11 protein-coding genes are annotated in these 26,203 nt (G+C 63.6%); 6 read left to right on the forward strand and 5 right to left on the reverse strand.

Going from position 1 to position 26,203, the window contains the following annotated elements; translation table 11 throughout:
- Positions 1 to 152: 152 nt before the first annotated feature.
- Positions 153 to 14,726, forward strand: coding sequence for a YDG domain-containing protein (locus M2342_RS02920; protein ID WP_264577968.1), 14,574 nt, complete (start codon positions 153 to 155; stop codon positions 14,724 to 14,726).
- 60 nt (positions 14,727 to 14,786) lie between these two features.
- On the opposite strand, the gene M2342_RS02925 is transcribed toward M2342_RS02920, so the two are convergent.
- Positions 14,787 to 15,218: a response regulator gene (locus M2342_RS02925; protein ID WP_264577969.1), complete on the reverse strand. Its 432-nt coding sequence runs from the start codon at positions 15,216 to 15,218 to the stop codon at positions 14,787 to 14,789.
- Positions 15,219 to 16,048: 830 nt separating this feature from the next.
- Here M2342_RS02925 and M2342_RS02930 point away from each other — a divergent pair.
- Genes M2342_RS02930 through M2342_RS02950 form a run of 5 tightly spaced genes read left to right on the forward strand, consistent with a single transcriptional unit; the run spans position 16,049 to position 23,078 of the window.
- Positions 16,049 to 17,566 (forward strand): putative bifunctional diguanylate cyclase/phosphodiesterase, encoded by a 1,518-nt coding sequence (locus M2342_RS02930; RefSeq protein ID WP_264577970.1) that lies wholly within the window; start codon positions 16,049 to 16,051, stop codon positions 17,564 to 17,566.
- Positions 17,563 to 19,572, forward strand: coding sequence for a TonB-dependent receptor plug domain-containing protein (locus tag M2342_RS02935; RefSeq protein WP_264577971.1), 2,010 nt, complete (start codon positions 17,563 to 17,565; stop codon positions 19,570 to 19,572). The genes M2342_RS02930 and M2342_RS02935 overlap by 4 nt, the downstream gene beginning before the upstream one ends.
- A 1-nt stretch (position 19,573) precedes the next feature.
- Entirely contained in the window at positions 19,574 to 20,089 is a 516-nt protein-coding gene (locus M2342_RS02940; protein WP_181560762.1) for a YfiR family protein, read from the forward strand.
- Positions 20,090 to 20,095: 6 nt separating this feature from the next.
- Positions 20,096 to 22,351 carry an ATP-binding protein gene (locus M2342_RS02945; RefSeq protein WP_264577972.1) on the forward strand — a complete coding sequence of 752 codons (2,256 nt, stop codon included), beginning with the start codon at positions 20,096 to 20,098 and terminating at the stop codon, positions 22,349 to 22,351.
- On the forward strand, positions 22,335 to 23,078 hold the full coding sequence (locus M2342_RS02950; RefSeq protein WP_264577973.1) for a response regulator transcription factor: 744 nt from the start codon (positions 22,335 to 22,337) through the stop codon (positions 23,076 to 23,078). The genes M2342_RS02945 and M2342_RS02950 overlap by 17 nt, the downstream gene beginning before the upstream one ends.
- Before the next feature lie 172 nt (positions 23,079 to 23,250).
- On the opposite strand, the gene M2342_RS02955 is transcribed toward M2342_RS02950, so the two are convergent.
- From M2342_RS02955 to M2342_RS02970, 4 genes are all read right to left on the reverse strand, one after another.
- Entirely contained in the window at positions 23,251 to 23,697 is a 447-nt protein-coding gene (locus M2342_RS02955; RefSeq protein ID WP_264577974.1) for a nuclear transport factor 2 family protein, read from the reverse strand.
- A gap of 471 nt (positions 23,698 to 24,168) precedes the next feature.
- Complete coding sequence (locus tag M2342_RS02960) at positions 24,169 to 24,729, reverse strand: fasciclin domain-containing protein (protein WP_181558481.1); 561 nt, start codon at positions 24,727 to 24,729, stop codon at positions 24,169 to 24,171.
- A gap of 86 nt (positions 24,730 to 24,815) precedes the next feature.
- A complete protein-coding gene (locus M2342_RS02965; protein WP_264577975.1) occupies positions 24,816 to 25,547 on the reverse strand; it encodes an anti-sigma factor domain-containing protein in 732 nt (243 codons plus the stop codon).
- A complete protein-coding gene (locus M2342_RS02970) occupies positions 25,540 to 26,100 on the reverse strand; it encodes a sigma-70 family RNA polymerase sigma factor (protein WP_264577976.1) in 561 nt (186 codons plus the stop codon). Before M2342_RS02970 ends, M2342_RS02965 begins: the two co-directional genes overlap by 8 nt.
- Positions 26,101 to 26,203 lie beyond the last annotated feature (103 nt).

Raw genomic sequence — 26,203 nt, forward strand, 5'->3', positions numbered from 1 at the left:
CGATACGCGGCACCGGATTTTCCGCCGCCCAGAGCGGCCCGCACATGAAACGCCCGCCCGGGAAGGCCCGCAGCAGGCACCGAAACCAGAGCGATCTTCCCCGCCCTTTCGGCGGCCGGACCACTGCGCTCACAGAAGATGGGATTGATACGATGACCACTCGCTCTCAGGCTCGCCGCGCCGCACTCTTCACCAAGCCGTTGTTCGGCCTGTCGCTGTGCGCGTTCGTGCCGCTGGCGCCTGTCTATGCACAGACATTGCCATCGGGCGGGACGGTGGTGACCGGCTCTGCGACGATCAGCGCGGGCCCGGGACGGACGGACATCCGCCAGACGAGTGGCAAGGCCATCATCGAATGGAATGACTTTTCCATCGGCAAGGGCGGTACGGTCGCGATCGACAATGGCAGCGGCGCTACGCTGAACCGCGTGACCGGCGCAGCGGCCTCCAGCATCGATGGCCTGCTCCAGTCGACAGGCTCGGTCTATCTCATCAACCGCAACGGCATCGTGATCGGCAAGGAAGGCCGGATCGACGTTGGCGGCAAGTTCGTCGGCTCCACGCAGGACATGAGCAACGAGAGCTTCCTCGCTGGCGGCAATCAGACGCTCGCGGGCGCGAGCGAAGCCTCCATTGTCAACTACGGCAAGATCGGTAGCCTGGGCGGGGATGTCGTGCTGGTCGCGGCGAAGGTGGACAATCAGGGCGCGATCGAGGCGGCCAACGGCTCGGTGGGCCTGCTGGCCGGCTATCAGGTGATGCTGCGCGACCAGGCGGACCGGGACGGCAAGTTCTCGGTCGTCGTCGGCGGCACCGGCACGTCCGTCACCAATGCGGGCCAGCTCAAGGCCGCCGAGGCCGAACTGCGCGCGCAGAGCGGCAACATCTATGCCCTCGCCGGCACCAGCGGCGCGATCAACGCCCAAGGTGTGTCCGCACAAGGCGGGCGCATCTTCCTCACTGCCGGTGAAGGCGGCGAGGTTTCCATCGCCAGCACGCTCACCGCGAAGAAGGCCGACGCCACCGGCGGCGCCATCGAAGTGACCGGCAAGAACATCCTGCTCGATCAGGGCGCGAAGCTCGATGCCTCCGGCACGACCGGCGGCACCGTGCTCGTCGGCGGCGACTGCGAGGGCGGCCACAATGCCGACACCCGCCTGCTCGACCGCGACATTCAGCGCGCGCAGGCCGTCGTCGTTGCACCCGACGCGAAGATCGACGTGACCGGTTCTGCCGGCGCGGGCGGCAAGGCCGTGCTCTGGTCCGATAATTTCACCAATTTCCACGGCACCATCGACGCCAGCGGCGCCACCGATGGCGGCCGGGTCGAAACCTCGTCCAAGAATGTCCTTCAGGCCGTCGGCACGGTCGATGCCAAGGCCGGCAGCGGCAAGGCGGGCGAATGGCTGCTCGATCCTGCCAGCGTCACCATCTCCACGGCGGCGGATGCCTCCGCCACCTATGCGGGCGGCACTTACACGCCGACTGCCGGCACCTCCACGATCAACGTCACCAACCTCAACGGGCGGCTCAACAGCGGCACCAATGTGACGATCACGACCGGCGGTGCGGGCGTCTCGGGCGGCACGGGCGACATCACGCTGGCCAACGGCGCCAACATCAGCAAGACGGCAGGCGGCGACGCCGCGCTGACGCTGAAGGCGGACGGCAACATCACCCTGAACGGCACGATCAGCTCGACCGTCGGCAAGCTGACCGTGAACCTGAACAGCCGCGCCAATGATGCCGCTACCGGCTATGTGCAGATCCTGAATAACGTCAGCACCAATGGCGGCGACCTCAACATCTGGGGCGGCAGCGGCGCGGTGGGCAGCGGCGCGGCGATCAGCAATACTGACAACATCGCGGCCGTGAACATCCTTGGCTATGCTAATAATGGATTGATCGATCTGGGCAGCGGTTCGTTCAATGCGACCGGCAGCAGCACTGCTGCCCGCTATTCAGACGACGTGACCACCGGCATTCGCCTCACGAATATGAATATCCGGGCGGGGGGCGCGATCACCCTGACTGGCACGAGCCTAAACGGGAGCGGGATCAGGGTGGATCGGACCGGCAGCGGTCCGTTCGACATCGCCGGCGGCAGTGGCCCGATGACGCTGACTGGCACCTCGTCATCTGCCTATGGCCATGGTTTCTCTTCCTCTAATGTCGGTTTCACGTCGGTCAACGGCGACATTTCGATCAAGGGGACCAACATCAATACGTCGGCCGGCTATAACGGCCTTGATTTCTATTATTCGCGGGCGATGACGACCGGCACCGGCAGCATCAGCTTCGACGGCACCACAAGCAACATTACTGAACAGACGAACAATGTTGGCTACGGCACCCGTGTCGTGGGCGGAACGATCTCGACGACGACGGGCGCCATCACGTTCAAGGGCACCAGCGTCACGGCGGGCGGTCTGTTCCTCGACACCGGTTCGGGATCGATCACCTCGACCAGCGGCAATATCAGCATGATCGGCGCGAGCACCAGCAGCACGCTGTCCAGGGAAGCGATCCTGTTCGGTGCCGGTAACATCACGATCTCGACCGGGGGCACCGGCGCCTTGTCGTTCGTCGGCACCTCGGCCGCCAATGGCGCAAGCCCTGCACTCGGCGCTGCCGGCACCAGGGCGACGATCAAAGCGGGCAACGCAAGCAGCGGCATCTATCCCACGCTGAACCTGACCGCCGGCACGGGCGGACTGACGATCCGCGCCAACGGCACGGCGGTGGGCGCCAAAAGCATCGATCTGGTGACCGGGACGACAGATGGGACGTCGCCAAAGTCGTCCATCAAGAGCGCCGGCGCCATCGATATCTATGGCAACCTCTTCGTCAATCTGGACGCCGTCAACCTCGCTATCCAGCAGACCGGCCCCACCGGCACCGTATCCATCGCCAGCGATGAGGTCATCAAGTTCGGCGCGCTGACCACCGCGACTAACGATGCCATCACGCTGAGTGGCGCGCTGGGCTGGGATTTTGACGCGAACAACTCGACCACCATGAGCGGCAATAGCGACCTGTACGTCCTCGCGCCGAACGGCGGCGGCAATATTGGCAAGATCGTCAAGACGTCATCCGCCACTGGCGCCAGCAAGGTGATCGTGCGCACCAGACAACGAGTCGCCGTCAATTACGGCATCACGGCCGCGTCCGGTGCAGGCAAGATGGACGTGACGCTGAATACCAATTTCGATGACAGCAACTCCAGCGCCAGCTATATCGACATCGCCTCCGCCATCACCACCCAAGGCGGTGACGTGATCGCCTATGGCACGTCGACGCTGGGCGGCTTTGCATTGGGCAACACCGGCAGTCCCGGCGTGCGAGTGACGGGATCGGGCGCGATCGACGCGCGGCGCGGTACGACGGCAGGCGGCAATGTCAGCCTCTTCGGCAGCGTGGCGAACGTGAGTAATCCCGGTCAGACCGGCAATGGCATTACCCTCAGCGATAGCTCCAGCATCATCACGGCAGGCACGGGCGGCATCACGCTCACTGGCGCTTCGGGGGCGCTTGGTGGATCAACCCCGGATCAGCGCTCGGGCATCTACTTTGGCAATAGCAGCCTGGTTTCCGGCAGCGGCGGCATCACCCTCACGGGCACGTCGGTCTCCGGCCATGGTATCATGTTAGGCACCGACGTGATGTCCGTCATGAACGCAGGTGCCGGCACGCTGACTCTGAACGGATCGGCCCAGAACCTGGCCGGCATCTCTCGCAGCAGCAACTCGAGCGGCATATTCGTTGGCAATGACGTGGTCATGACTGGCCAGACGACCTCCGGCGTCAATGTGGGCACCAACTTCTCCGGTGCCGGCACCGTGACGATCGACGGCACAAACAGTGTGACCCTGCTCGGGGACAGCGCCGGCGTTGGCATCAACTTCGGCGCTCCGGTCGATCTGAAGGCGGGCGCGGGCGGCGTGACGATTTCGGCGCCGCGCTCGGGCAGCGGCTATAATGGCTTCCAATCCAGCAATGCCGCCTCCAAGATCAGGTCTGGTGGCGTGATCGACATCACCAGCGCGGGCAGCATCACCATTGCCGGCACCATCTCTCAGACGGCCGGTGGAGCCAGCCGCATTGTCGCCAATGGCGGCGCGGTGACGCTGGGCAGCAACGTGACTATCGACGCCAACGATCTGCTGGTCGAGGCGAAGGATGGCAACCTCACCACGCAGGCACTGACGGTGAGCAGTGGCGCCCTGACCGCGAAGAGCAGCAAGAACCTCAATATTTCCGGTGTGACTACCGTCTCCGGTGCGCTCACCGTGTCGTCCGCGACCACCACCGTCATCACCGGCAATATCAACCAGACCGGAACCAGCGGCGCCGTGGCGATCAGCGCGGCCAGCGATGTGACGACCGGCGCGATCGGGCTGGCCACGGCCAATGCGACCAACATCACGTCCGGCGGCACGCTCTCGACCGGCACGATCACGCTCAATGGCAGCAGCGCCGTGACGCTCTCGGCGGTCAACAACCTCACGCTCGCCACGGTGAACAAGGTCGCCGCCGCGACGGGGGCCTCCAGCCTGACCGCCAAGTCGAACGGCAACGTCACCGTTTCCAACGCGATCAACGCCGCGAGCGGCGCGGGTAAGCTGGACGTGACCCTGGTCTCCCGCGCGGCCGATGCGGCGACGGGCACCATAACGGTCAGCAATGGCATCACCACGCAGGGCGGCAATATCCTGCTACGCGGCGGCTCTGCAGCGGTGTCTCCGCTGCTCGACCCGACGGTGGATCTGGCAGCCTATACGGCGGCGATGCTGGCGACAGGCACGAACATCGACATCAGCTCTTCCAGCGCGGCCTTCACGGCCGGCGGCGGCGACATCGAGATGCGCGCGCTCGGCAGCAATAACGCCAATACGGGCCTCAATCTGATAAACAAGACGCTCGCTACCACCGGCACAGGCAGCCTGCGGCTGTATGCGCTGGGACGGGCCAGCGACTATTATCCGGTGCAGACCAACGCCACGACCAACCTCAGCACCGCGAGCGGCGACCTCATTGTCATGGGCGCCAGCCGCTATGTCGGCAACGATTTGGGTGTTTACCTGAACGGTGGCGCGATCAGCAGCACGGGCGGCGCGATCACCATCAGCGGCGTCGGCAATGGCTCCTCCTCCGCCACATCAAGTTACGGCGTGCTGATGAACACGAACGCCAGCGTGGCCGTTTCGGGCGCCAAGGCGCTGACGATCAACGGTCGCGGCGGCGCCGCCACCGCCAACGGCACCGGCATCTCCATCTCTGGTGGCGCCGCCGTGCGCTCCACGGCTGCTGGCGCGATCAACCTCACCGGCTTCGGTGGCGGTGCCGCCGGCAGCGCGGCGCTTACCCATAGCGGCATCTTCTTCGACGGCGCGAACAACGTCGCCGTGGTCAATGCCACGGGCTCCGGTCCGGTGACCCTCACCGGCCGGGCAGGCAACGCCAACAGCTATGGCATCTACCAGGGCAACACCGGCGCCGCGACGCTCGGCACCGCAGCCTATACGGGCAATCTGACGCTCGTCGCCAACAGCATGTTCCTCAACGCCAAGAACGGCGCCACCCCGGTCGCCGCCAAGCTGCTGACCAAGGGCGTGCTGACCCTGCGCCCCGAGGACGGCGGCAATCTGACGCTCGGCTCGGATATTTATGCCGGCTTCATCAACAATAATGTGCTGACCGGCACCTATAGCGGCATCGTCTTCGGCGGAACGACGGGCACCGGCACGGGCCTGACGCTCTACACCCAGAACGGCGCGAACACCTATGCGATCCCGGTGACGCTTGCGGGCACGGGCACGGTGAGCGTCACCGGCGATACCGATAACAAGTCGCTGATCGCCAATGGTGGCCTGGCGCTGGCCGGCAGTGGCCTGTTCACACAGTCTGTGGACATCAGCGCCAGCCAGCTCACCGGCAGCGCGGGTACCGTCTCGTTCAACAACAGCGGCAATACCATCGGCAAGCTCGGCCCGATGTCGCTCACGAACAAGCTGGATCTGTTCACCAGCAGCGGGCTGGAGATCAACGGCGCCGTGACGACCGGCAGCGCGGTCATCCGCTCGGTCGGCGATCTGACCATGACGGCGGGCAGCAGCGTGTCGGCAAGCGGGGCCAACACCTCGCTGCAACTCGCGACGAACGGCAAGTTCTTCAACAACAGTGGCGCAAGCGCGCTCTCCGCCGCCAATGGCCGCTGGCTGGTCTGGCTGCAGGACCCGACCAACGATGTCGGCGGCCTCTCCTACAGCTTCCGCCAATATGGCGCGTCCTACGGCATCACTGCCCCGGCGCAGACCACCGGCAATGGCGTGATGTACAACCAGATGCCGCTGCTCAGCATCTCGCTGAAGGACAATGTCACCAAGGTCTATGACGGCACAACCGACGCCCTGCTGACCCAGGCCAACTTCCTCGTCACCGGCCTGCTCGGCAACGACAAGGCGAGCGTCTATGCGCTGGGCAGCTTCGATAACAAGAATGTCGGTGCCTCCAAGACGGTGACGGCGGACGAGATGGCCGTGGTTGTGCGCGATGGCGCTATCCGCATCTACGGCTACGGTCTGGCGAACTACACGGCCTCCGCCGTCATGGGCAGCATCACGCCGCGTGCGCTGACGGCCAGCCTGACGGGCGGGATCACCCGCGCATATGACGGGACGACCACCGCCTCGCTCAGCGCCTCCAACTATGCGCTGGCGAATGCGGTAAGCGGTGACTCGGTGTCGCTGGTGATGCCGACGACCGGCCTCTATGACAGCAAGAACGCCGGTACCGGCAAGACGGTGACCGTCTCCGGCCTGGCGCTGACCGGGGCCGACGCCGCGAATTACACGGTGAACACGGCAGCCACGGCCAGCTTCGGCGTGATCTCGGCCAAGCAGCTGGGGGCCTCGCTCACCGGCGCCTCCAACAAGGTCTATGACGGCAACACATTGGCTTCGATCACGGCGTCCAATGTCGCCATGACCGGCGTCGTCTCGGGCGACGCCGTGTCACTAGCCGCGGGTCTGGTCGGGCTCTATGGCGACAAGAATGCCGGCACCGGCAAGTCGGTCACGGCCTATGGCCTCAGCCTCACCGGCGCGGATGCGGCGAACTACACGATTGCGGGCTCCGTCACCGGCAACATCGGCGCGATTGCCCGCAAGACCCTGTCGGCCTCGCTCGTCGGCCCTGTCACCAAGGTTTATGACGGCAGCGCCACGGCAACCATTTCAGGTACTAATCTGAATGGTGTGGTGGCGGGCGATGCGGTCACCGTCTCGTCGACGTCCGCCAGCTATGACAGCAAGAACGTCGGCACGAACCGGCTGGTCACCGCAACCGGTCTGGCGTTGGCCGGAGCGGACTCGTCCAACTACACGCTCGGCAGCACCAGCACCTCCGGCTATGTGGGCACCATCACGGCGCGCGCCGTCACGGTGGGCACGACCGGCCATGGCAGCAAGACCTACGACGCCGCCACCGGGCTCACAGGTGCGCAGCTTTCCGGCGTCGGCTTCACGCTGGCGCAGGGCGACAGCGCAACGCAGGCGCTCCTGACCGCTGACGGGGTCACCCTGGACAGCAGCGGCATTTCCGGCATGCTGGCCGACAAGAATGCCGGCACCGGCAAGTCGATGACGGTCTCCGGTTACAGCCTCGTGAGCAACGGGCTGGGCAACTATGTGCTCAGCTCCACCTCGGCGAACGGCATTGCGGATGTGGCACGCGCCGCGCTGACCATGACCGCGTCGAGCATGAGCAAGACCTATACCGGGACCACCAGCTCGATCGGCACGGTGACGATTTCTGGCCTGAAGGGCAGCGACACGGCGTCGGCCACGCAGGCGTATGACAGCAGGAATGCGGGCAGCCGCCTGCTCCAAGTCCAGAATGGCTATGTCGTCAACGATGGCAATGGCGGTCTGAACTATATCGTCAGCCGTATCGACGCAGCCGGAACGATCTACAAGCGTGCGGTCAGCACGACGGTCCACGCCAATGACAAGGTGTATGACGGCACGACGAGCGCCACCGGTACGTTCGACCCGCTTTCGGGTGTGATATCCGGCGACATCGTCGCGGCGAGCGGCACGCTCAGCTTCGCGGACAAGAACGCCGCCAACGGCAAGGCAGTCAGCGTGGCTGGCGCCGTCCTGACCGGTGCGGATGCGGGCAACTATGTGCTCGATCCGATCGCCAACGGCACGGCCAACATCACCCGCGCCAATCTCGTGTTGACCGCTGTGAGCGACAGCAAGAGCTATGACGGCACGGTCGCCTCTTCCGCGGCGGTCCAGGCGCTCGGCCTGGCAGCCGGGGACAGCTTCACGGCAACCCAGGCGTTCAACACGCGCGATGCGGGGTCACGCACCCTGCAGGTCCAGGCCGGCTGGTCCGTGAACGACGGCAATGGCGGCAACAACTATGTCACCACCTTTGGCTCGGCCGCATCCGGCACGATCGCTCGCAAGGTGCTGACCGCGACGGCCATCGTCAACAACAAGGTCTATGACGGCACGACGACGGCCACGGGCGACCTCTCCTCGCTGGGCGGGATCGTCGGCACTGATCAGGTGCTGCTGGACAAGACCAATGGCAGCCTGGCCTTCTATGACCGCAATGCGGGCATCAACAAGGCCGTGACCGCCACCGGTTATGCTCTGGGCGGAACCGATGCGCACAACTACACGCTGAGCAGCATTGCCAACAGCAGCGCGACAATCAGCCAGGCGCAGCTGGTCCTGTCTGCGGTGACAGACACCCGCCAGTATGACGGCACGACCGCCTCGGCGGGCGCGGTCCAGGCCAGCGGCCTGATCGCGGGTGACGGCTTTGTGGCCACGCAGCGGTTCGACGGCTTCAAGGCCGGCGCGCATACGCTGCAGGTCGACAGCTACACGGTGTTCGACGGCAATAGCGGCGGCAACTACCTCGTAAACTATGGCGCGATGGCGAACGGCACGATCAGCCAGCGCGTCCTGCAGGCCACCGCGACGGTCCAGAACAAGGTCTATGATGGCACGACGACGGCTACCGGCACCTTCAGTGGCCTCGGCAATACCATCACGGGTGACGATGTCTCGCTGAATCACAGTGGCGCGACCCTTGCCTTCTATGATCGCAATGCCGGCGTCGGGAAGACCGTGACGGTCTCGGGCGCAACGCTCTCCGGCGCGGACGCGGCGAACTACACGCTGAGCGACATTGCCGACGGGACGGCGACGATCTCCAAGGCGACGCTCAACCTCACGGCGGTGTCGGACTCACGGGTCTATGACGGCACGACCGGCTCGACGGGCGTTGTCCTCTCCAGCGGCCTGATCGCCGGCGACAGCGTGACCGCGACCCAGGCGTTCAACAGCAAGAATGCGGGCAACCGCACGCTGCAGGTCGACCACTGGACCGTGGAAGATGGCAATGGCGGTGGCAATTATGCCGTCGTCCTTGGCACGGCGGCCAGTGGCAGCATCGCGCAGAAGCTGCTGTCCGGCTCGCTGACCGGTACGGTGAGCAAGGTCTATGACCGCACCACCAGCGCAACGCTGCAGCCAGTCAACATCGCCGGCGTGATCGCCGGGGACGATCTGGTCGTCAACACTGCCAGCGCCGATTTCGCCAATGCGAATGTCGGCACCGGCAAGACGGTCACCGTCTCGGGCATGCAGCTCACGGGCACCGATGCCGCCAACTATGTCCTGAATGCCACCTCAGCTTCTGCCGACATCGGCACGATCACACCGCGTCAGGTCAACGTGACCGTGACCGGCCATGGCAGCAAGACCTATGACGGCAATGCCAACCTCGCGCTCTCGCAGTTCGGCAGTCTGGCGCTGATCCTCGCCGATGGCGATACCGCGACGCAAGGCATGCTGAGCGCCGACGGTCTGGGGCTCGACTCTTCGACCCTGTCGGCAGCGTTCGCAGACCGCAATGCCGGCAATGGCAAGGCGGTGACGCTGAGCGGCTTCTCGCTCATCAACAACGGCCTCGGCAATTACGCCCTGACCTCGACATCTGCATTGGGTCTGGCCGACATCGCCAAGGCGACCCTAACGCTCGATGCCGTGTCCGACAGCAAGATTTATGACGGCACGACGACATCGAACGGCGTGGTGCAGTGGAGCGGTCTGATCGGCGGAGACAGCTTGAGCGCCACACAGGCGTTCGACAGCAAGAATGCCGGCAGTCGCCAACTCGTGGTCAACGATCTGACCATCGATGATGGCAATGGCGGCGCCAACTATTTTGTGGTGCGCAACACGGCTGCGGGCACCATCTCGCGCAAGCAGATCAGTGCCACGCTCACCGGCGCCGTTAGCAAGGTGTATGACGGCACGACGACGGCGATCCTGCTTCCGAGCAACCTCGTCGATATCGTGTCGGGCGATGCCGTCGCGGTGACCGCCAGCACGGCGAACTATGCGGACAGGAATGTCGGCACCGGCAAGCTGGTCACCGTCTCCGGCATCCAGCTGAGCGGCGCCGATGCGGCGAACTATGATCTGCTGAGCGACAATGCCTCCGCTTATGTGGGCACGATTTCCGCCCGCCAGATCACCGTCTCCGCGACGGGCCTCGGTTCGAAAACCTATGATCGCACTGATGTTCTCGGCAACAACCAGCTCGGCAGCATTGCCTTGCTGATTGCCGATGGCGACAGCGTGACCCAGAATCTGATGACGGCGGATGGCATCGGGGTCGATCTCTCGGGCATGACCGGCACGCTGGCTGACCGCAATGCCGGCACCGGCAAGAGTGTGACCCTGGGTGGCTATGCCCTCACCGGGAACGACTTCGGCAACTATGTGTTCTCCACTTCCACCACCCATGCTCTGGCGGACGTGGCCCGCGCGGCCCTGACGCTGAGCGCCGTGTCCGATCAGAAAATCTATGACGGCACGACCATCTCCGATGGTGTGGTGCAGATCAGCGGCCTGATTGCCGGGGATAGCGCCACGGCGACCCAAGCGTTCGACTCCCGCAATGCGGGCAACCGCCTGCTGGTGGTCCAGAATGGCTATGTGGTCGACGACGGCAATGGTGGCGCCAACTATCTGGTCGGCGTGGCGTCGGCCAACGGCATCATCGACCGCCGGACGACCAGCACCACGGTGTCCGTCCAGAACAAGGTCTATGATGGCACCACCACGGCCACTGGCACGTTCAGCGCGCTCACCAATCTGGTGACTGGCGATCATGTCGAGGCAGCCGGTACCCTGGCCTTCGCCGGTCGCCACGCCGGCATCGGCAAGACGGTGACCGTCTCCAACCCGGTGCTGACCGGTGCGGATGCGAGCAACTACATCCTCGATCCCGTGGCCGACGGCACCGCCGACATCCTCAAGGCCAATCTGGTGCTCACCGCCAGCGCAGACAGCAAGGTCTATGACGGCACGAACGCCTCTGGTGGGACGGTTGTGGCCAGCGGCCTCATCAGCGGCGACCTCGTCACCGCGACCCAGTCGTTCGACAGCCGCAATGCGGGCGTCCGTGCGCTGCAGGTCGAGAATGGCTGGAGCGTGCAGGACGGCAATGGCGGCCACAACTATGCGGTCGTGATCGGATCGGCCACGGCCGGCACCATCACCCCCAAGACGATCACCGCCGCGGCGACGGTCGGCAACAAGGTCTATGACGGCACCACCGCTGCAATCGGCACCTTCGCCGATCTGGACGGGGTGATCGGCACGGATCAGGTTCACCTCAACGACGCCAATGGCCGATTGACGTTCATTGACCGCAATGCGGGCTTCGGCAAGGCCGTGGTCGCCACGGGCTATCTGCTGGAAGGGTCGGATGCGGCGAACTACACGCTCAATTCCATCGCCAACGGCACGGCCGACATCTACAAGGCCAGCCTGGTGCTCAACGCAACCAGCGCCAGCAAGGTCTATGACGGCACCACGCTGTCGAACGGCCTCGTGCAGGCGGTCGGTCTCATCACTGGTGATACCGTCATCGCGACGCAGGAATATGACCAGCGTCAGGCGGGCACCCGCACGCTCACCGTGCAGAACGGCTACGCGGTCTATGACGGCAATGGTGGTAACAACTACGCCGTCTCGCTCGGCTCGACCGCCAGCGGCACGATCACGCAAAAGGTGCTGAACGCCGGCGCGATCGTGAATGACAAGGTCTATGACGGCACCACGACGCTCGCGGGAAGCTTCGATGGTCTGGTCGGCGTGATCGGCCACGATCTGGTCTCGCTGGATGACAGCAACGGCCATATGGCCTTCATCGATCGCAATGCCGGGAACGGCAAGAGCGTGATCGTCTCGGGCCTCGGTCTCTCCGGTGCGGATGCCGCCAACTATGTGCTGAGCAATGTCGCCAATGGCACGGCCAGCATCCTCAAGGCGAACCTGACGCTGACGGCCTCTGGCGACAGCAAGGTCTATGACGGCACCACCGGGTCCACCGGGACCGTGACGATCACCGGCCTCGTCGATGTCGATACCGCCACTGCCACGCAGTCGTTCGACAGCAAGAATGCGGGCAACCGCACGCTGACGGTGACCGGCTGGACGATCAACGACGGCAATGACGGTAATAACTATATCCGCAATATCGTCACAGCGTCGGGCGACATCACGCAGAAGATGCTGAGTGGCGCACTGACCGGGACCGTCACCAAGGTCTATGACGGGACTGACAATGCCACGGTGCTGCCGATCAATCTCGATGGGGTGATCGCCGGCGATGCGCTGACGCTCACCACGGCTGGCGCTCATTATGACGATCGCAATGCCGGCACCAACAAGATGGTGACGGTGGGCGGCATGACCCTGAACGGCGCGGATGCCGGCAACTATGTCCTGCTGCAGGATTATGCCGCAGCCAATATCGGCACGATCACGCCGCGGGCCATCACGGTGACGGTCTCCGGTGCGGGCACCAAGACCTATGACGGCACCACATTGCTCGGCGCGCACCAGCTCGGCACCATTGGGTTTACACTCGCCGATGGCGACACGGTGACCCAGGATCTGCTGAGCGCCGATGGCGTGCTCCTGGATACCTCCGGCGTGACCGGCCTGCTGGTCGATCGCAACGCTGGCACCGGCAAGGCCGTGACTCTCTCGGGTTACGCCCTGACCAATAACGGCTACGACAATTATGTGCTGGCGGATGGCTCTGCCCTTGGCATCGCGAACATCGCTCGTGCTGCCCTGACGCTCGGCACTGTGTCCGATACCAAAACCTATGACGGCACCGATGCCTCCTCCGGCCAAGTGCTGATCACGGGGCTGGTGCAGGGTGACATGGCCCAGGCGACGCAGGCGTTCGACAGCCGCAATGCCGGCAACCGCACGCTGCGGGTCAACAACTGGACTCTCGACGATGGCAATGGTGGCGCCAACTATATCGTGGGTTTCGACACCAATGCGACCGGCACGATCGCCCAGCGCCTGATTGCCACGGTGGCCCATGCCAATGACAAGGTCTATGACGGCATGACCGCCGGCACGGGCGGGTTCGATCCGCTCACCAACGTGGTGACGGGAGACCATGTCGCGTTGACCGGCGCCACCTTCACCTTTGCCGATCGCAATGCCGGAACCGGCAAGGTGGTGACGGTGTCGGGGGCCGGGCTCTCCGGGGCGGATGCTGGCAACTATGTGCTCGATACCATCGCGCCGCTGGTCGCCACCATCTCGCCCAAGGCCCTCTCCGCACGGTTCGTGGGCACGCTGGTCAAGGGCTATGATGGCGCCGATCTGGCCAGCTTCGTGGCCAGCGACGTGGCACTTGATGGGCTGATCACCGGCGACCAGGTGGTTGCGAACGGCACGGCGCGTTATGCCGACCGGAACGCGGGCACTGGCAAGATGGTCTCGGTCGCCGATCTGGCCCTGAATGGTGCGGATGCCGGCAACTACACGGTCAGCCCTACTCTTGCCGGCGCCGTGGGTACGATCAACCAGCGCCAGATCAGCATCGTCTTCGCCAATCAGAGTAAGGTGCGCGGCGCGGTCGATCCCGCCTTCACCTACACGCTCGGCGGCGAGGGCATGGTCGCGGGTGACCACCTGACCGGCAGTGCATCGCGTGTCGCAGGTGAAGCGGTCGGCAATTACGCCATCGGACTGGGTTCGCTGTCGGCCGGCGGCAACTATGCGCTGAGCGTCACGCCGGGCAATTTCGCGATCCTGGCATCGGCTTCCGGTGGGAATGGTGGGTCCGGTAATGGCGGAACCGGGAATGGTGGGTCTGGGAATGGTGGGTCTGGCAATGGCGGTTCGGGTAACGGCGGAAGCCCGCTGCCTTCCACCGTTATCGATGCAGCTCATGGTGCGGCCGATACGGCCTCGCAGAGCACTCCGCCCAGCAACACGTCGGCTTCGACCGCACCCGTGCGGGGCGGCGCCGGGTTCGATCCGGGCGCGGTGTTCGGCTGGGGCGGTGCGAACCAGTTGCCCGGTACGATCCCCGTCAACGTGCAGGTCGGCTATAATGACGGATGGGCCGATGCCGGCCAGACCATCACTGGCCCGGGTGAACTTGGCCGCACCGGCGTCGCCAATGCCGATGGCGCTGCGACGAACGGGAATGGCCAGAGCAGCGAGCAGGGCACAGTCGAGGCCTCGTCCGATGAGGAACTGGTCTGCAAGAGCGGAACCGAACAGCAGGATTGCAGGGTCACGGTGAAGGGAAGTGGTCTCCCCTATCCGACCAATCGGGTGATCTCGCCAAGTCTGCGCTTCATCCGGCGCTGACGGGGCACCCGGCAATCCAGCCAGAAGGCACGGACGCAACAGTGTCCGTGCCTTCTTCTTTCATTCAGGGGATGGCGCGGTGGGGTCCGATGACAGCTGGTGGCCGAGCATCCGCAGAATATCCAGCGCCAGCATGTCGGGATCGAAGGGTTTTTTGAGCGTGCCGAGGATGGGACCGTCGCTGGCGCGCCACTGCTCGGTGAGTTCGGCATTGGCGGTGAAGAAGATGATAGGGGTCTGCTGGTCTGTTCGCCGCACCCGACGGGCTGTCTCCAGGCCATCAAGGCCGGGCATCATGACATCGAGCAAAATGACGTCGGGCTTGCAGGCCGGATCGGCGAGCCGTGCAAGCAGCGCTGCGCCGCTATTCACGTCCTGCACCTCGAAATCAGGGACGCGGGCCAGTAGACGCGTTACAACGACTCGAAGATCATCCTCATCGTCTGCATAGAGTATTTGGGTGGACTTTCCGACACTTGCGACCTGCGGCATGTCTTTACCCTATCCAATGCGAACGGCGTGCAGCCGAACGGCGGGCTTATTTTCCCCCGTTTAAATGCCTTCCCTATCGTGCAATCAATAGCAGACGATCATCTGCGGCAAAAATTTATATGGTGTCATGATGGAACAGCCGAAAAATTTGGATTCACCCACAACGCTGTCGGTCGCGCGTGTGCGGGAGCTGCAGCACAAGATGCGGAACAAATTAGGCGTTATGGATGGAACGTTCGAACTCATGCATCCGCCGACAGCAAATCACGATCCTCAGGAAGCGGAGGATATCGACCGTTTCAAACGAGCGTCAAAGTCTCTTCATGATCTTATTGAAGAACTGTCCACCGCAATAACTTAGTTAATGAAAATTAATACTTTTGCGGCTGCAGATGCTTTCAATATGTTACAAGAAGAAACTTAAATTTCTTGAATAGTTGTGCCAATCATTGCCTTAAGGGGGCGGGAATGAGCCGCTTGCACTCGATGATTGGCAACAGATAGGGCCGGACCGCTTCTCTCTCCTCGGCGGCTTGCCCTATTTTGTCACGGCCGACCATCGGTCGCGGTCTCGCTGAGCCGCGCTGGACTGAAAGGCTCGTGCGGATGTTCATCAATCGTTTTCGTGTGGCGCAATCCCTTGTCGTGCCTGCGAAACCCCGCCCCCAAAATCTGACCTCATGCCGGCCGCTGCGACGCGGGGGCAAGGGACCCATGCGACTGAAGCCGCTTCCCTCCTGCCAGGCAGGCAACTGGTGAAGCACGATCCGATCCCCTCCCATAGTGGCGATAGCCCTTCGGCTTTCACGCCTCGCGCCGCAGGGGAGCGTGTGGACGAGACGTGGCTGGATCGCGTCTGCGAGATGATCGAGGCGACCGCGCTTGGGGAGTGGGCCTTTAACCCCGAGACCGATCTTGATGCCGAGCCGGAAAAACTCAGACTTGCCCTCGCGAAACTGATGAGGCGGGTGTCCACATTATTGCGCGCCAGTGAGCGGGCGGCGCTCACCGACCCAGCGACGGCTCTGGACAATAGTGTCGGCTTTCGTCGTCTGGTCGAGGCCGCCATCCACGAAAGCGGTGCGACCAGCCCGGTCGGCGCCATCATTTATCTGGGCCTGGACTCGTTCCGAAAGATCAACGACCGGCTCGATTTGTGGGAAAGCGACCGGCTGCTGCAGGCGATTGCGGGGCGATTGCGACTGGCCGCAGACTGGTGCCGGGAGTTACGACCGACCGGCCCCGCGCCGATCATCGCGCGCCTCGCTGGCGATGAATTCGGCATCTTCTGCTCGGGTGCGCTGACAGCGGACGATCTGGAGGAACTGGCGACCCGGTGCCTGCGCCTGCTGGCAGAACCGTTCGACCTTGATGGCGGGACGCTTCCGGCCACGCTCACCGCGAGCGCTGGCGCCGCGCGGATGCCGCACGATGCCAGGATCTATGAGCGATTGATAGCGAAAGCCAGCATGGCCATGCATCAGGCGAAAGCGCGGGGCGGCAATCAGGTCTGCCTATGCGATCCGCAGATCATCGAACGGGCGCAGGACTGTGCAAGGCTGGAGGCCGAGTTGCGGCTCGCGGCGGACAGGGGCGAGCTGGAATTCGCTTTCCAGCCCAAGCTGCCCACCAGACCCGATGTGCGTCCCTCTGTCGAGGCGCTGGTCCGGTGGCGCCACCCGCAGCGGGGCATGTTATTGCCCGGCAGTTTCCTCCCGCTGGCGGAAGAGGCCGGTTTTCTGGTGCAGATCGGCCGCTGGACTCTTCTGGAAGGGATGCGGGTCGCTGCGGACTGGGCGCGGCAGGACATGCCTTGCCTGCTCTCGCTGAACATCACCGTGCAGGACATCCGGCAGCCGGACTTCGTGGACTTCGTGCGGGCGTCTTTGGCGCAGACCGGCGCATCCGCCGAGCTTCTGGAGTTTGAGGTCACGGAATCGATGTTGATGGAGGACTCGCCCATCTTCGTCGAGCGCTTGCTGGAGGTTCGCTCGCTGGGCATCCGCATTGCGATCGACGACTTCGGCACCGGCTATTCCAACTGGGCCAGAATGCTGCTTCTCCCGATCGATTGCATCAAGATCGACCGTTCGCTGGTGACGGACCTTGCCACGCGCAAGGACTATCAGACGGTCGTGCGCACCTTCGTCAGCCTCGCGGACGGTCTCGGCTTCGAAGTGGTGGCAGAAGGCGTGGAAACGGCGGCCCAGGCCGAGATGCTCAAGGAGATGGGCTGCGATGCGCTGCAAGGCTATGCCATCGCGCGGCCCCTCAATGAAGCGGACGCGCTCGCCTGGCTGCGCTGTCCGCACATGGCCGGTTTGCCCGTCGCCGGGAGCGACCGATGAGCGTCAAGGCCTCCCGGTGGCGGCTGATGGCAGCCGCGGCGCTGGTCGGCGCCTGCCTACCCGGCGTCAGGAGCGCCCATGCTCAGGATCTGAGCAACTATTCGCTCGAAGACCTGCTGACCACCGAATCCACCTCCGTCGCCAAGCGCAGGCAGCGCCTCAGTGACAGCACCGCCGCGGTCACCATCCTGACCCAGGAAGATATTTTGCGCTCCGGGGCGCAGAGCATTCCAGAGGTGCTGCGGCTGGTGCCCGGCGTCGAAGTGGGCCAGATCGACACCGTCTCGACGGCGGTTTCCGTGCGCGGCTTCAGCACGCGCTTTGCCAATAATCTGCTCGTGATGATCGATGGCCGCTCGCTCTATGTCTCCAGCCTCTCCGGCGTGCTGTGGGACCAGCAGCTCGTGCCCCTGTCCGACATCGAGAGGATCGAGGTGGTCAGGGGACCGGGCGCCACCCTGTGGGGGTCCAACGCCGTGAACGGCGTCATCAACATCATCACCAAGGACAGCATCCAGACCCAGGGCTGGCAAGCGAATGCGTTCATCTCCGCAGACGGGCGCAACGGCACGGTGCGCTACGGGGGAAGCAAGGACAAGCTCAGCTATCGCGCCTATGTGACCGCGCGCGACATCGACGGTCTCAAGCAAGCAAATGGCGAAAGCTGGAACAGCGGCTCGCGGGCCGTGCAGGCTGGCTTCCGCCTTGACGCGGTGCCGGACGAGAATGACACGATCACCCTGCAGGGCGATGTGCAGCATGGCACCTTCGTCGCGAACCTGCTGCAAACGCCGCCGCAGGTCCAGCAGACCGGCATGTACCCGTTCGACGGCAGCTTCTCCGGCATGAATCTGCTCGGGCGCTGGTCACATCGCTGGGATAGCCAGCGCGAGTTCAATCTGCAGGCCTACCATGATTGGGTTCAGCGGCGCGAATTCGGCGTCAACATTTCCCGCACCGTGGATGACCTTGACGCGAGCCTGCGGCTGGGCGGCGACCGGCAGGAACTGGTCCTTGGCCTCAACCTTCGGCGGACGACCGATTCTCTGGGCTCTTCGGACCGCTTCGTCTCCTTCACCGTACCGCGCGAAACCCATCATTGGGTGAGCGGCTTCGCGCAGCAGGATCTCTGGCTGGTGCCGGATCGCCTGCGGCTCTCTGTCGGAACGAAGGCGGAATATAACACGATCAGCGGCTTTGCCCTTCAGCCCAGCGTTCGCCTGCTCGCCAAGCCCACGCCCTCTATGACCATCTGGGCCGCCGCCTCCCGCGCGGTGCGGACGCCGGCACGGTTCGAGGAGGCCGTCCGGGTCAATCTGGGGATCCCCACCGGAACGCCGATGAATCCGACCCCGATGCCCATGGTGGCGCGCATCGAAGGGCAGGCCGATCTGGCCGCTGAAAATCTCGACGCCTTTGAGCTGGGGATTCGCGGCAGCCTCTCAAGTTCCTTCACTTATGACATCGCGGCCTATTACAACCGCTATCGCAACCTCATCGGCTACGCCGCGCGCGGCCAGTCCATGGTCTTCTCGCCCACGCCTGTTCTGCTGCTGGATTATCAGAGCGCCAATATCGGCAAGGGGCAGACCTATGGCGTGGAAGCCGCGATCACCTTCAGTCCCGCGCCCAATCTGAAGGTGCAGGCCAATGCCTCGATGCAGCATCTCTCCTTCGAGACAGACAGTCCGACATCGATCAGCCATGCGCTCGCCGGCCTCTCGCCCAAGTTTCAGGCCGGCATGCGGGTCAGCTACGATGTGGCACCCAATCTGGAAGTCGATGCGTGGCTGCGCCATGTCAGCGCTTTGCCGGCGAGCGATATTCCGGCCTATCAAGACCTCGATCTTCGCATCAACTATGCGCTGATGCCGCGCCTCAATCTGTCGCTGATCGGCCAGAACCTGCTGGCCGACAGGCGGGTCGAGTTCGCGCAGCAGCTCTATCCCGCGCCCCGCAGCTATGTCGGTCGCTCCGTCGCCCTGCGTCTCTCGGTGGATTTTTGAGATGATGCGCCTCGTTCATCTCCTCACGGGCCCCTTCATCGCGCTTCTGGCCTTCTTCGCGGCCTGCGCGCCCGCGCGCGCGGCTGACGAGCAGAGCGAGCTCAAGGCTGCGATCATCTACAACATCATCCGCTTCGTCGACCTGCGCCCGCCGCGTGACCGTGTGGTCCTGTGCGTTTCCAGTGACGAGCCTCTCGCGGGCGCCCTGCAGGTCTATGAAGGCCGCAATGTCGCTGGCGGCCGGCTGGAGGTGCGGATCGTGAAGCGGACGACGTGGAGCGTCGACTGCCGCATCGCCTATGTCGGCCCCGGAACGAGCACTGCGCCGCTCGTCGCCTCGTCCCCGCCACCGCTGCTCATCGGCGAAGGATCGGACTTTCTCGATCGGCAGGGGAGCGTCGCGCTCGTCAATTTCGGCAGGCAGATCGGGTTTGAGGTGAACCTGAAGGCCGGGGCTCGCGGCGGGGCCGTCTTCAGTTCACGCCTCCTCCGCCTCGCACGCGCCGTCAGGGATTGAGGACGCATGCCATGGTTCTCCCCCTGGAGCTTCCGCCGCGGCCTGATCGCGACGGTGCTCAGCAGTTGCATGGTTGCCCTGCTCTTGAGCTGCGCCGGTTTGGCGGCCTGGCAATATCATGTCCAGAGCGCGGCCAATGCCGAGCGCCAGCGCGAGCTGGGCGAGGTGGTCGCTGCCACGCTGGGAGCGCCGCTCGTCTTCAACGACGTGAAGGCGATCCAGGAAACGCTGGCTTCCATGGCGACCATCAAGACGATCCGCTCTATCGAGGTCTATAACGAGCAGCAGCGCCGGATCGCCGTCCGTGGGCAACCGTCGCAGACGGGCAATCAGGATAAACCTGCGGCCCTCGTCGGATCGAAAGCGGACCAGGCGGGACTGCAGGTCGTCACGCCGATCATGGTGGCCGGGGACACCGTGGGGTGGCTCAAACTCTCCACCGAAACCGAGACGCTAACCGAAATGATGCTGCGAACTCTGGGCATCGCGAGTGCCTTTGGCTGCCTGGCGTTTCTCGTCGCCTGGCTCATCGCCCGCAAGATGCTCACGCTGCTCTTCTTCCCGATGGACCGGATGGTCGAGGCCATGGAGCGCATCCGGCAGACGGCGGACTATTCGGCCCGTATGCCGCAGTCGATCGGGGATGAACTCGGCCGCATCGTGAAGGCATTCAATGGAATGCTGACCGAAATCGAACGCCGCGAGGGCGCGCTGGCGGCTACGCTGACGGATTTGCAAGCGGCGCGCGATCAGGCGCAGGCAGCCAATGTCGCCAAGTCCGAGTTCCTCGCCAGCATGAGCCACGAGCTGCGCACTCCCCTCAATGCCATCATCGCCTATGCCGAACTGGTGAAAGAGGAACTGGCCGCGCTCGACGACAAGGAGAACCTTGCCGATGTCACGGTCATCCACCGGTCGGCGCTTCAGTTGCTCACCCTGATCAACGAGGTGCTCGATTTCGCCAAGATCGAAGCGGGCGGGATGACCCTCGATCTCGAGATGATCGATCTGGGCGACATCATGCGCGACGTGCTGGCGACACTCGAGCCGATTGCCTCCCGCCGCAATAACAGCGTCGCCTTGCAGATCAACGTTCCGCCCACGCCGATGCGGATCGATCCGCTCAAGATCCGCCAATGTCTGCTCAATCTGGGCGGCAATGCCTGCAAATTCACGGATGAGGGGCATATCGTGCTCAGCGCCTCGCTCAAGGAGGAGGGCGCAGGCACGCTGCTGATCCTCAGCGTGGCGGATACCGGCATCGGCATCGATGCCGAGCAGATCGACGGTCTGTTCGAGCCGTTCGTGCAGGGCAGCACAGCCTCCTACCGGGCGGGCGGCACGGGCCTTGGTCTCAGCATCACCTTGCGGTTCGTGGAGTTGATGGGCGGCACCATCAGCGTCTCCAGCGAAAAAGGGCTGGGCACTATCTTCACCGTCGCCATCCCGATCGAGCGAGAGGCGCAGTCGGGCGTCCTGTCCATCGAAGAGATGACGCCGGTCGGGAAAAAGCCGGACCATATCATCGCCATCGATGATGATCCGGCCTGCCTTGCCATTCTGGATCGCTGGCTCTCCCCGGCCGGATATGATCTGCGGCTGGCCTCCGGCGGCGAGGTGGGTCTGCAGATGGTGCGGGAGACCAGCCCCTGCGCCATTCTGCTCGATCTCGTTATGCCGGGCACCGATGGGCGCGCCGTGCTGCGTCAGCTGTCCGAAGACGAAGCGCTGGCGGCGATCCCCTGCTTCATCATCAGCGTCCACGATATGGAAGCCTCCAGCTTTGCCTTGGGTGCGGCTGCCTATCTTCCCAAGCCGCTGCAGCGGGACCGGCTGCTGTCTCTGCTCGGGCTCTATGCCGAGGCGCGGCAGCTTGCGGCGCGGGTCTGCGTATCCGGGTTCGACGCGGCGATGAGCGCGAAGCTGGAGCGGAGTTTGAAACAGGCTGGCTTCACTCTCTGCATGGCGGACGACCGGCCCGACCTGGCCGTGGTCGATCTTGCCCAGATCGCCAGCGACCATGTTCATCGCGGGACGCGCGCGCGACGGGCCAGTGCGGTGCTGGTGATGGGGGAGCGCCGGCCCGAAGACGACGTTCTGCGCCGGCTCGGCGGGGATGCGTTCCTCGATCCGAGAAGCTTTGCACCGGAAGCCCTCGTCAAGGCTGCCGTGAAGCTGGTCAAAGGCCAGCGGGAGGCTCTGGCGCGCGTCCGGACCGATCAACCCTTTGATGATGGAATGCATCATGTCCTACTCGACTAAGATTGACGTGGCGTCGGCTCAGGGGCAGGCGCCGGTCGTACTGGTTATCGACGACGTCGCGGACAATCGCGTGATCGTCTGCCGCCACCTGGCGCGCATGGGCTATATGCCGGAATCGGCGGACAGTGCCCGCAGCGGCCTGGCCGCCATCTACGCCTCCCGGCCCGACATCGTGCTGCTGGATTATATGATGCCGGATCTGACCGGCCTCGCTGTCCTGCGCGAATTGCGGTCCAACCCCCATTATGCCGACTTGCCGGTCATCATGCTGACGGCGCGGACCGAAGCCACAACGATCGTCGATGTTCTGGAAGCCGGCGCTAATGATTATGTGCCAAAGCCCATCGACTTCATCGCCCTCAAGGCGCGGATCGAGAAGCAACTGCACGCATCCCGCGCGACCCGGGCCGTGCGCATTGAATATGCCTCAATGGACCGGCGCCAATCCACCGGCGCGCTGGAACGGCGCGAACTGAAGGACCGGCTCACGCGGGAGATCGCGCAGCGGATGCGGCTGGAAGAACGCCTCTCGGCACTCGGCGCCCAGGCCGCAACCGTGGATGGGCAATGTGTCGACCGCGCCAAGATCGCCCAATCCCTCAAGCGCGTGGAGCATCTGCTCAGCCGCTTGGCCTCTCATGATGGCCCTGCCAATCCGGCGGTGCTGATGGAGGCCGTGGTGCTGCTCCGCAAGGCGCTGGAAGAGCTGCATGTGGAGGCATCCTGACACGGATGAGTGCTATTGATCGCCTAATCTCGGCCATTCCGAGTGTCGTTGCGAATGCCTGTTAGCTGCCATGCATTTAGGAAGAAGCGCAGCGGCTTTCGGGGAACGGAGCAGCAACCCTAAGCAGCTAAATTGGGGTGGATCGCGGGCATCGAGAAACGAGCGAAGACCGTCATGGAGTGAGCGTCTCGTGGGCGAGCACCACTCGCCATCCTTCCGGGAGTTTCCGCCAGACCGAGGTAATCACAAGTTTGCCCGGCTTTTTATGGCCAGCATCTGTGACGTTCATCCACTGAATTGATGTAGCCACATCATTTCCCTGAGACACGATCTCAGCCGGCCGGCCTTCCTTGAATTTGATGCCAGCATTCTTGTCGCTCCACCATTTGCGCTGCTCGCTGAGGATGACGTCCCAGCCCCGCATCGTTTCGCCGTCGAACGTAATTACCAGAGACGGGGACTGCCAATAGCTGCGCATAAAATCGTCTGCATCGAGCTTTTCCGCGGCGCTGATCATTCCAGCAATCGCCTTCCGTACCTGATCTTCCGGACTCTGCGCGTGAATTGGTGAGGTGCAAATCGCCAGAGTAAGCGCGACTGCTGTCGTAAACCTGCGCATTGGAGACCTCTTCACTTAGTTGAGCTCCTAAAATGTCCAAACGCCTTCGTAGTCGCAATGTCCATTGTGTCGTCATGTCCGGTCAGGCCGGATGTGGCCGCACCCGCCAACAAAGCGGTCATTCAGCGCGACTTCTATTCTGTCTGAAAACCGACATTCGTTCATGTGCTGGAGTCTGGACCATATCGATGCGGGCTCGGTCCATTTGCCGAGCCCGCACTGAGACCTGGGTATGTTAGCCCAATTAGATGCCTTCGGAACCGGTGTGGCGCCAGTCGCGCCGCATTTTACGCGGTAAGGCACGTGTGAGTTGGCATTTTGACCAATCCAGCAGTTGCTTTTTGCGCGCCCTGAAATCCGGCTCGGATACTAGATGCGCATCACGATCACGGAACAGCTGACGAAGTTCTTCACCCACGGTGATGGGCCGAAAGACACGTAGTAAGAAAGGCAAATCCGTGCGGAGCGGCCTCACGGCATTAGAACCTTATCGACGACGTGGATGACGCCATTGGACTGGTTGACGTCTGCAATGGTGATGCGGGCCTTGCCGCTTTTCGTATCGGTCACCCACCAGGCACCCTTAGGATCCTGCGAGAGGGTGATGTCCTGGCCTTCGACAGTTTTGAACATCGCTTTGCCGCCGTGCATCTTCGCCATGGAAGCAATTTCCTTAGCGTTATGCTTGCCGGGCACGACATGATAGGTCAGCACCTTGACCAGCATGGCTTTGTTCTCGGGCTTCAGTAGATTGTCGACAGTGCCGGCAGGCAGCATGGCGAACGCCGAATTGGTTGGCGCAAAGACCGTAAAGGGCCCTTTGCCGTTAAGCGTGTCGACGAGGCCTGCGGCCTTCACGGCAGCGACGAGTGTCGTGTGATCCTTCGAGTTGACGGCATTTTCGACGATGGTCTTGGTCGGATACATGGCTGCGCCGCCGACCATCGGATTGGCTGCTGCGACGGCAAGCGTACCGATCGACGTCAAGGCAAGGATGCTTGCGATCCGCAGGGCTGTGCTAGATTTAGGCATGAAGACATGTCCTCTCTCAAACTCTCGCCCCCGGTGATGGAGACGAAACAGTTACGAGAGGGTAGCGGCCACGGATGCAGTGGGGCTCAGATTATGTTGATCGAGCCGGCGGCCACAGGCGCAGAGCTTGGCGCCTTGTGCGGGGCGCCCTCGCTCTTTTCGAGCGTGATGGCGAGTGTGGCGCCGTCTTTCAACAGGGGACGCAACTGCGGTGCGACTATGATGCGCTTTGAACCCGTCGCTGAGACAAGGCCGAGCGACCGTGGTACATTGTCCGCCGGGATAATCCAGAGTTCGGGCGAAAGCGGGCTTGACGGCATCTTAAGCGCTCGAATGCTGAGCTCGCCGCTGCTCATGCCGTAATTGACGGCGAATTGGTGCGCGTCCTCCCCCGTGCCCAGTTGCGCGACGGCGGGCTGGCCGGCGCGAGTAACCTGGATTGGCGTCTGGGCCGGTGGCGGCGCAGGACGGAACATCACGAAGAGCGCGAGGCAAGCCGCAATGGTGCCCATTGCCAATGTGCCTAGTCGCCAAGCGGCCAATTTGCGCCGGATTGCGTCGGGCTGGCTCAAACTTGGCGCGCCGCTGGTCTGTAGCCGCTGCTCGATCGCGTGCCAGAGATTTGGCGCGTCGGTGTCGTCATAGCCATCGAGAAGCGGCTCGAAGCGGGCCTCCCAAGCGAGCACCTCGGACCGGAACGCTGGATCGGACACTTGCAGTCGAAGCGCGATGGCGTGATCCGCCCCGTCCAGGATGCCGAGTGCCAGTTCTGCTGCGAGCATGTCGCGCTCTTCCCGACTGAGTGCTGCGTCAGCCATCGCCGATGCACTCCTTGAGCTGCGCGAGACCGCGACGGATCCAGCTCTTCATTGTGCCGAGCGGGACATTCATACGATGAGAGAGCTGCACATAGGTGAGGCCGCCAAAGAAGGCCGCGCGGATAGCGTCGGCAGGGTTACCGCCGAGTTCCTCCAGGCAATGGACGATGCGCGCCTGGCTCTGCGCCTCTTCGATCTGTTGCGGGGCGCTGGCGCGCGTGTCGGCAATCGAGCCAGCATCATCGATGACGATGATCGTCTGACGATTGGCACGACACCAGTCGATCGCTCCGTTGCGCGCAATGGCGCACAGCCATGTGATCGGACTTGCCTTGGCCGGATCGAAACGTCCGGCGCGCTGCCATATTTTGAGAAAGGTTTCCTGCACGATATCCGCCGCCACGTCCCGATCCTGACAGATACGCAGGCAGACGCCGAATAGCTTCGCGCTGGTCATATCATAGACCTGCCGCAGCGCGGATGGATCGGCTCGCGCGACCTGGGCCAGTGCTGCCACCAGCTTTTCGCGGTCACGATCGGCAGCCTCGGTCATATCGTTCGGCGGCTCTCCCAGAGCGCGAGAGCATAGCGACGTGTCACGTAATGCATAGGGAATTCAGATCGCAGCTGGCCGGACGCACCAGGAAGGGAGTGGC

Origin of the sequence: Sphingobium sp. B8D3A, assembly GCF_025961995.1 — a bacterium.
Classification (GTDB): domain Bacteria; phylum Pseudomonadota; class Alphaproteobacteria; order Sphingomonadales; family Sphingomonadaceae; genus Sphingobium.

What these genes read in the sequence shown, in the direction of transcription:
- M2342_RS02920 (WP_264577968.1), top strand. Translation starts at nt 153, where the DNA reads ATGACCACTCGCTCTCAGGCTCGCCGCGCCGCACTCTTCACCAAGCCG.
- M2342_RS02925 (WP_264577969.1), bottom strand. Translation starts at nt 15,218, where the DNA reads ATGCCGCAGGTCGCAAGTGTCGGAAAGTCCACCCAAATACTCTATGCA.
- M2342_RS02935 (WP_264577971.1), top strand. Translation starts at nt 17,563, where the DNA reads ATGAGCGTCAAGGCCTCCCGGTGGCGGCTGATGGCAGCCGCGGCGCTG.
- M2342_RS02940 (WP_181560762.1), top strand. Translation starts at nt 19,574, where the DNA reads ATGATGCGCCTCGTTCATCTCCTCACGGGCCCCTTCATCGCGCTTCTG.
- M2342_RS02945 (WP_264577972.1), top strand. Translation starts at nt 20,096, where the DNA reads ATGCCATGGTTCTCCCCCTGGAGCTTCCGCCGCGGCCTGATCGCGACG.
- M2342_RS02950 (WP_264577973.1), top strand. Translation starts at nt 22,335, where the DNA reads ATGTCCTACTCGACTAAGATTGACGTGGCGTCGGCTCAGGGGCAGGCG.
- M2342_RS02955 (WP_264577974.1), bottom strand. Translation starts at nt 23,697, where the DNA reads ATGCGCAGGTTTACGACAGCAGTCGCGCTTACTCTGGCGATTTGCACC.
- M2342_RS02960 (WP_181558481.1), bottom strand. Translation starts at nt 24,729, where the DNA reads ATGCCTAAATCTAGCACAGCCCTGCGGATCGCAAGCATCCTTGCCTTG.
- M2342_RS02965 (WP_264577975.1), bottom strand. Translation starts at nt 25,547, where the DNA reads ATGGCTGACGCAGCACTCAGTCGGGAAGAGCGCGACATGCTCGCAGCA.
- M2342_RS02970 (WP_264577976.1), bottom strand. Translation starts at nt 26,100, where the DNA reads ATGACCGAGGCTGCCGATCGTGACCGCGAAAAGCTGGTGGCAGCACTG.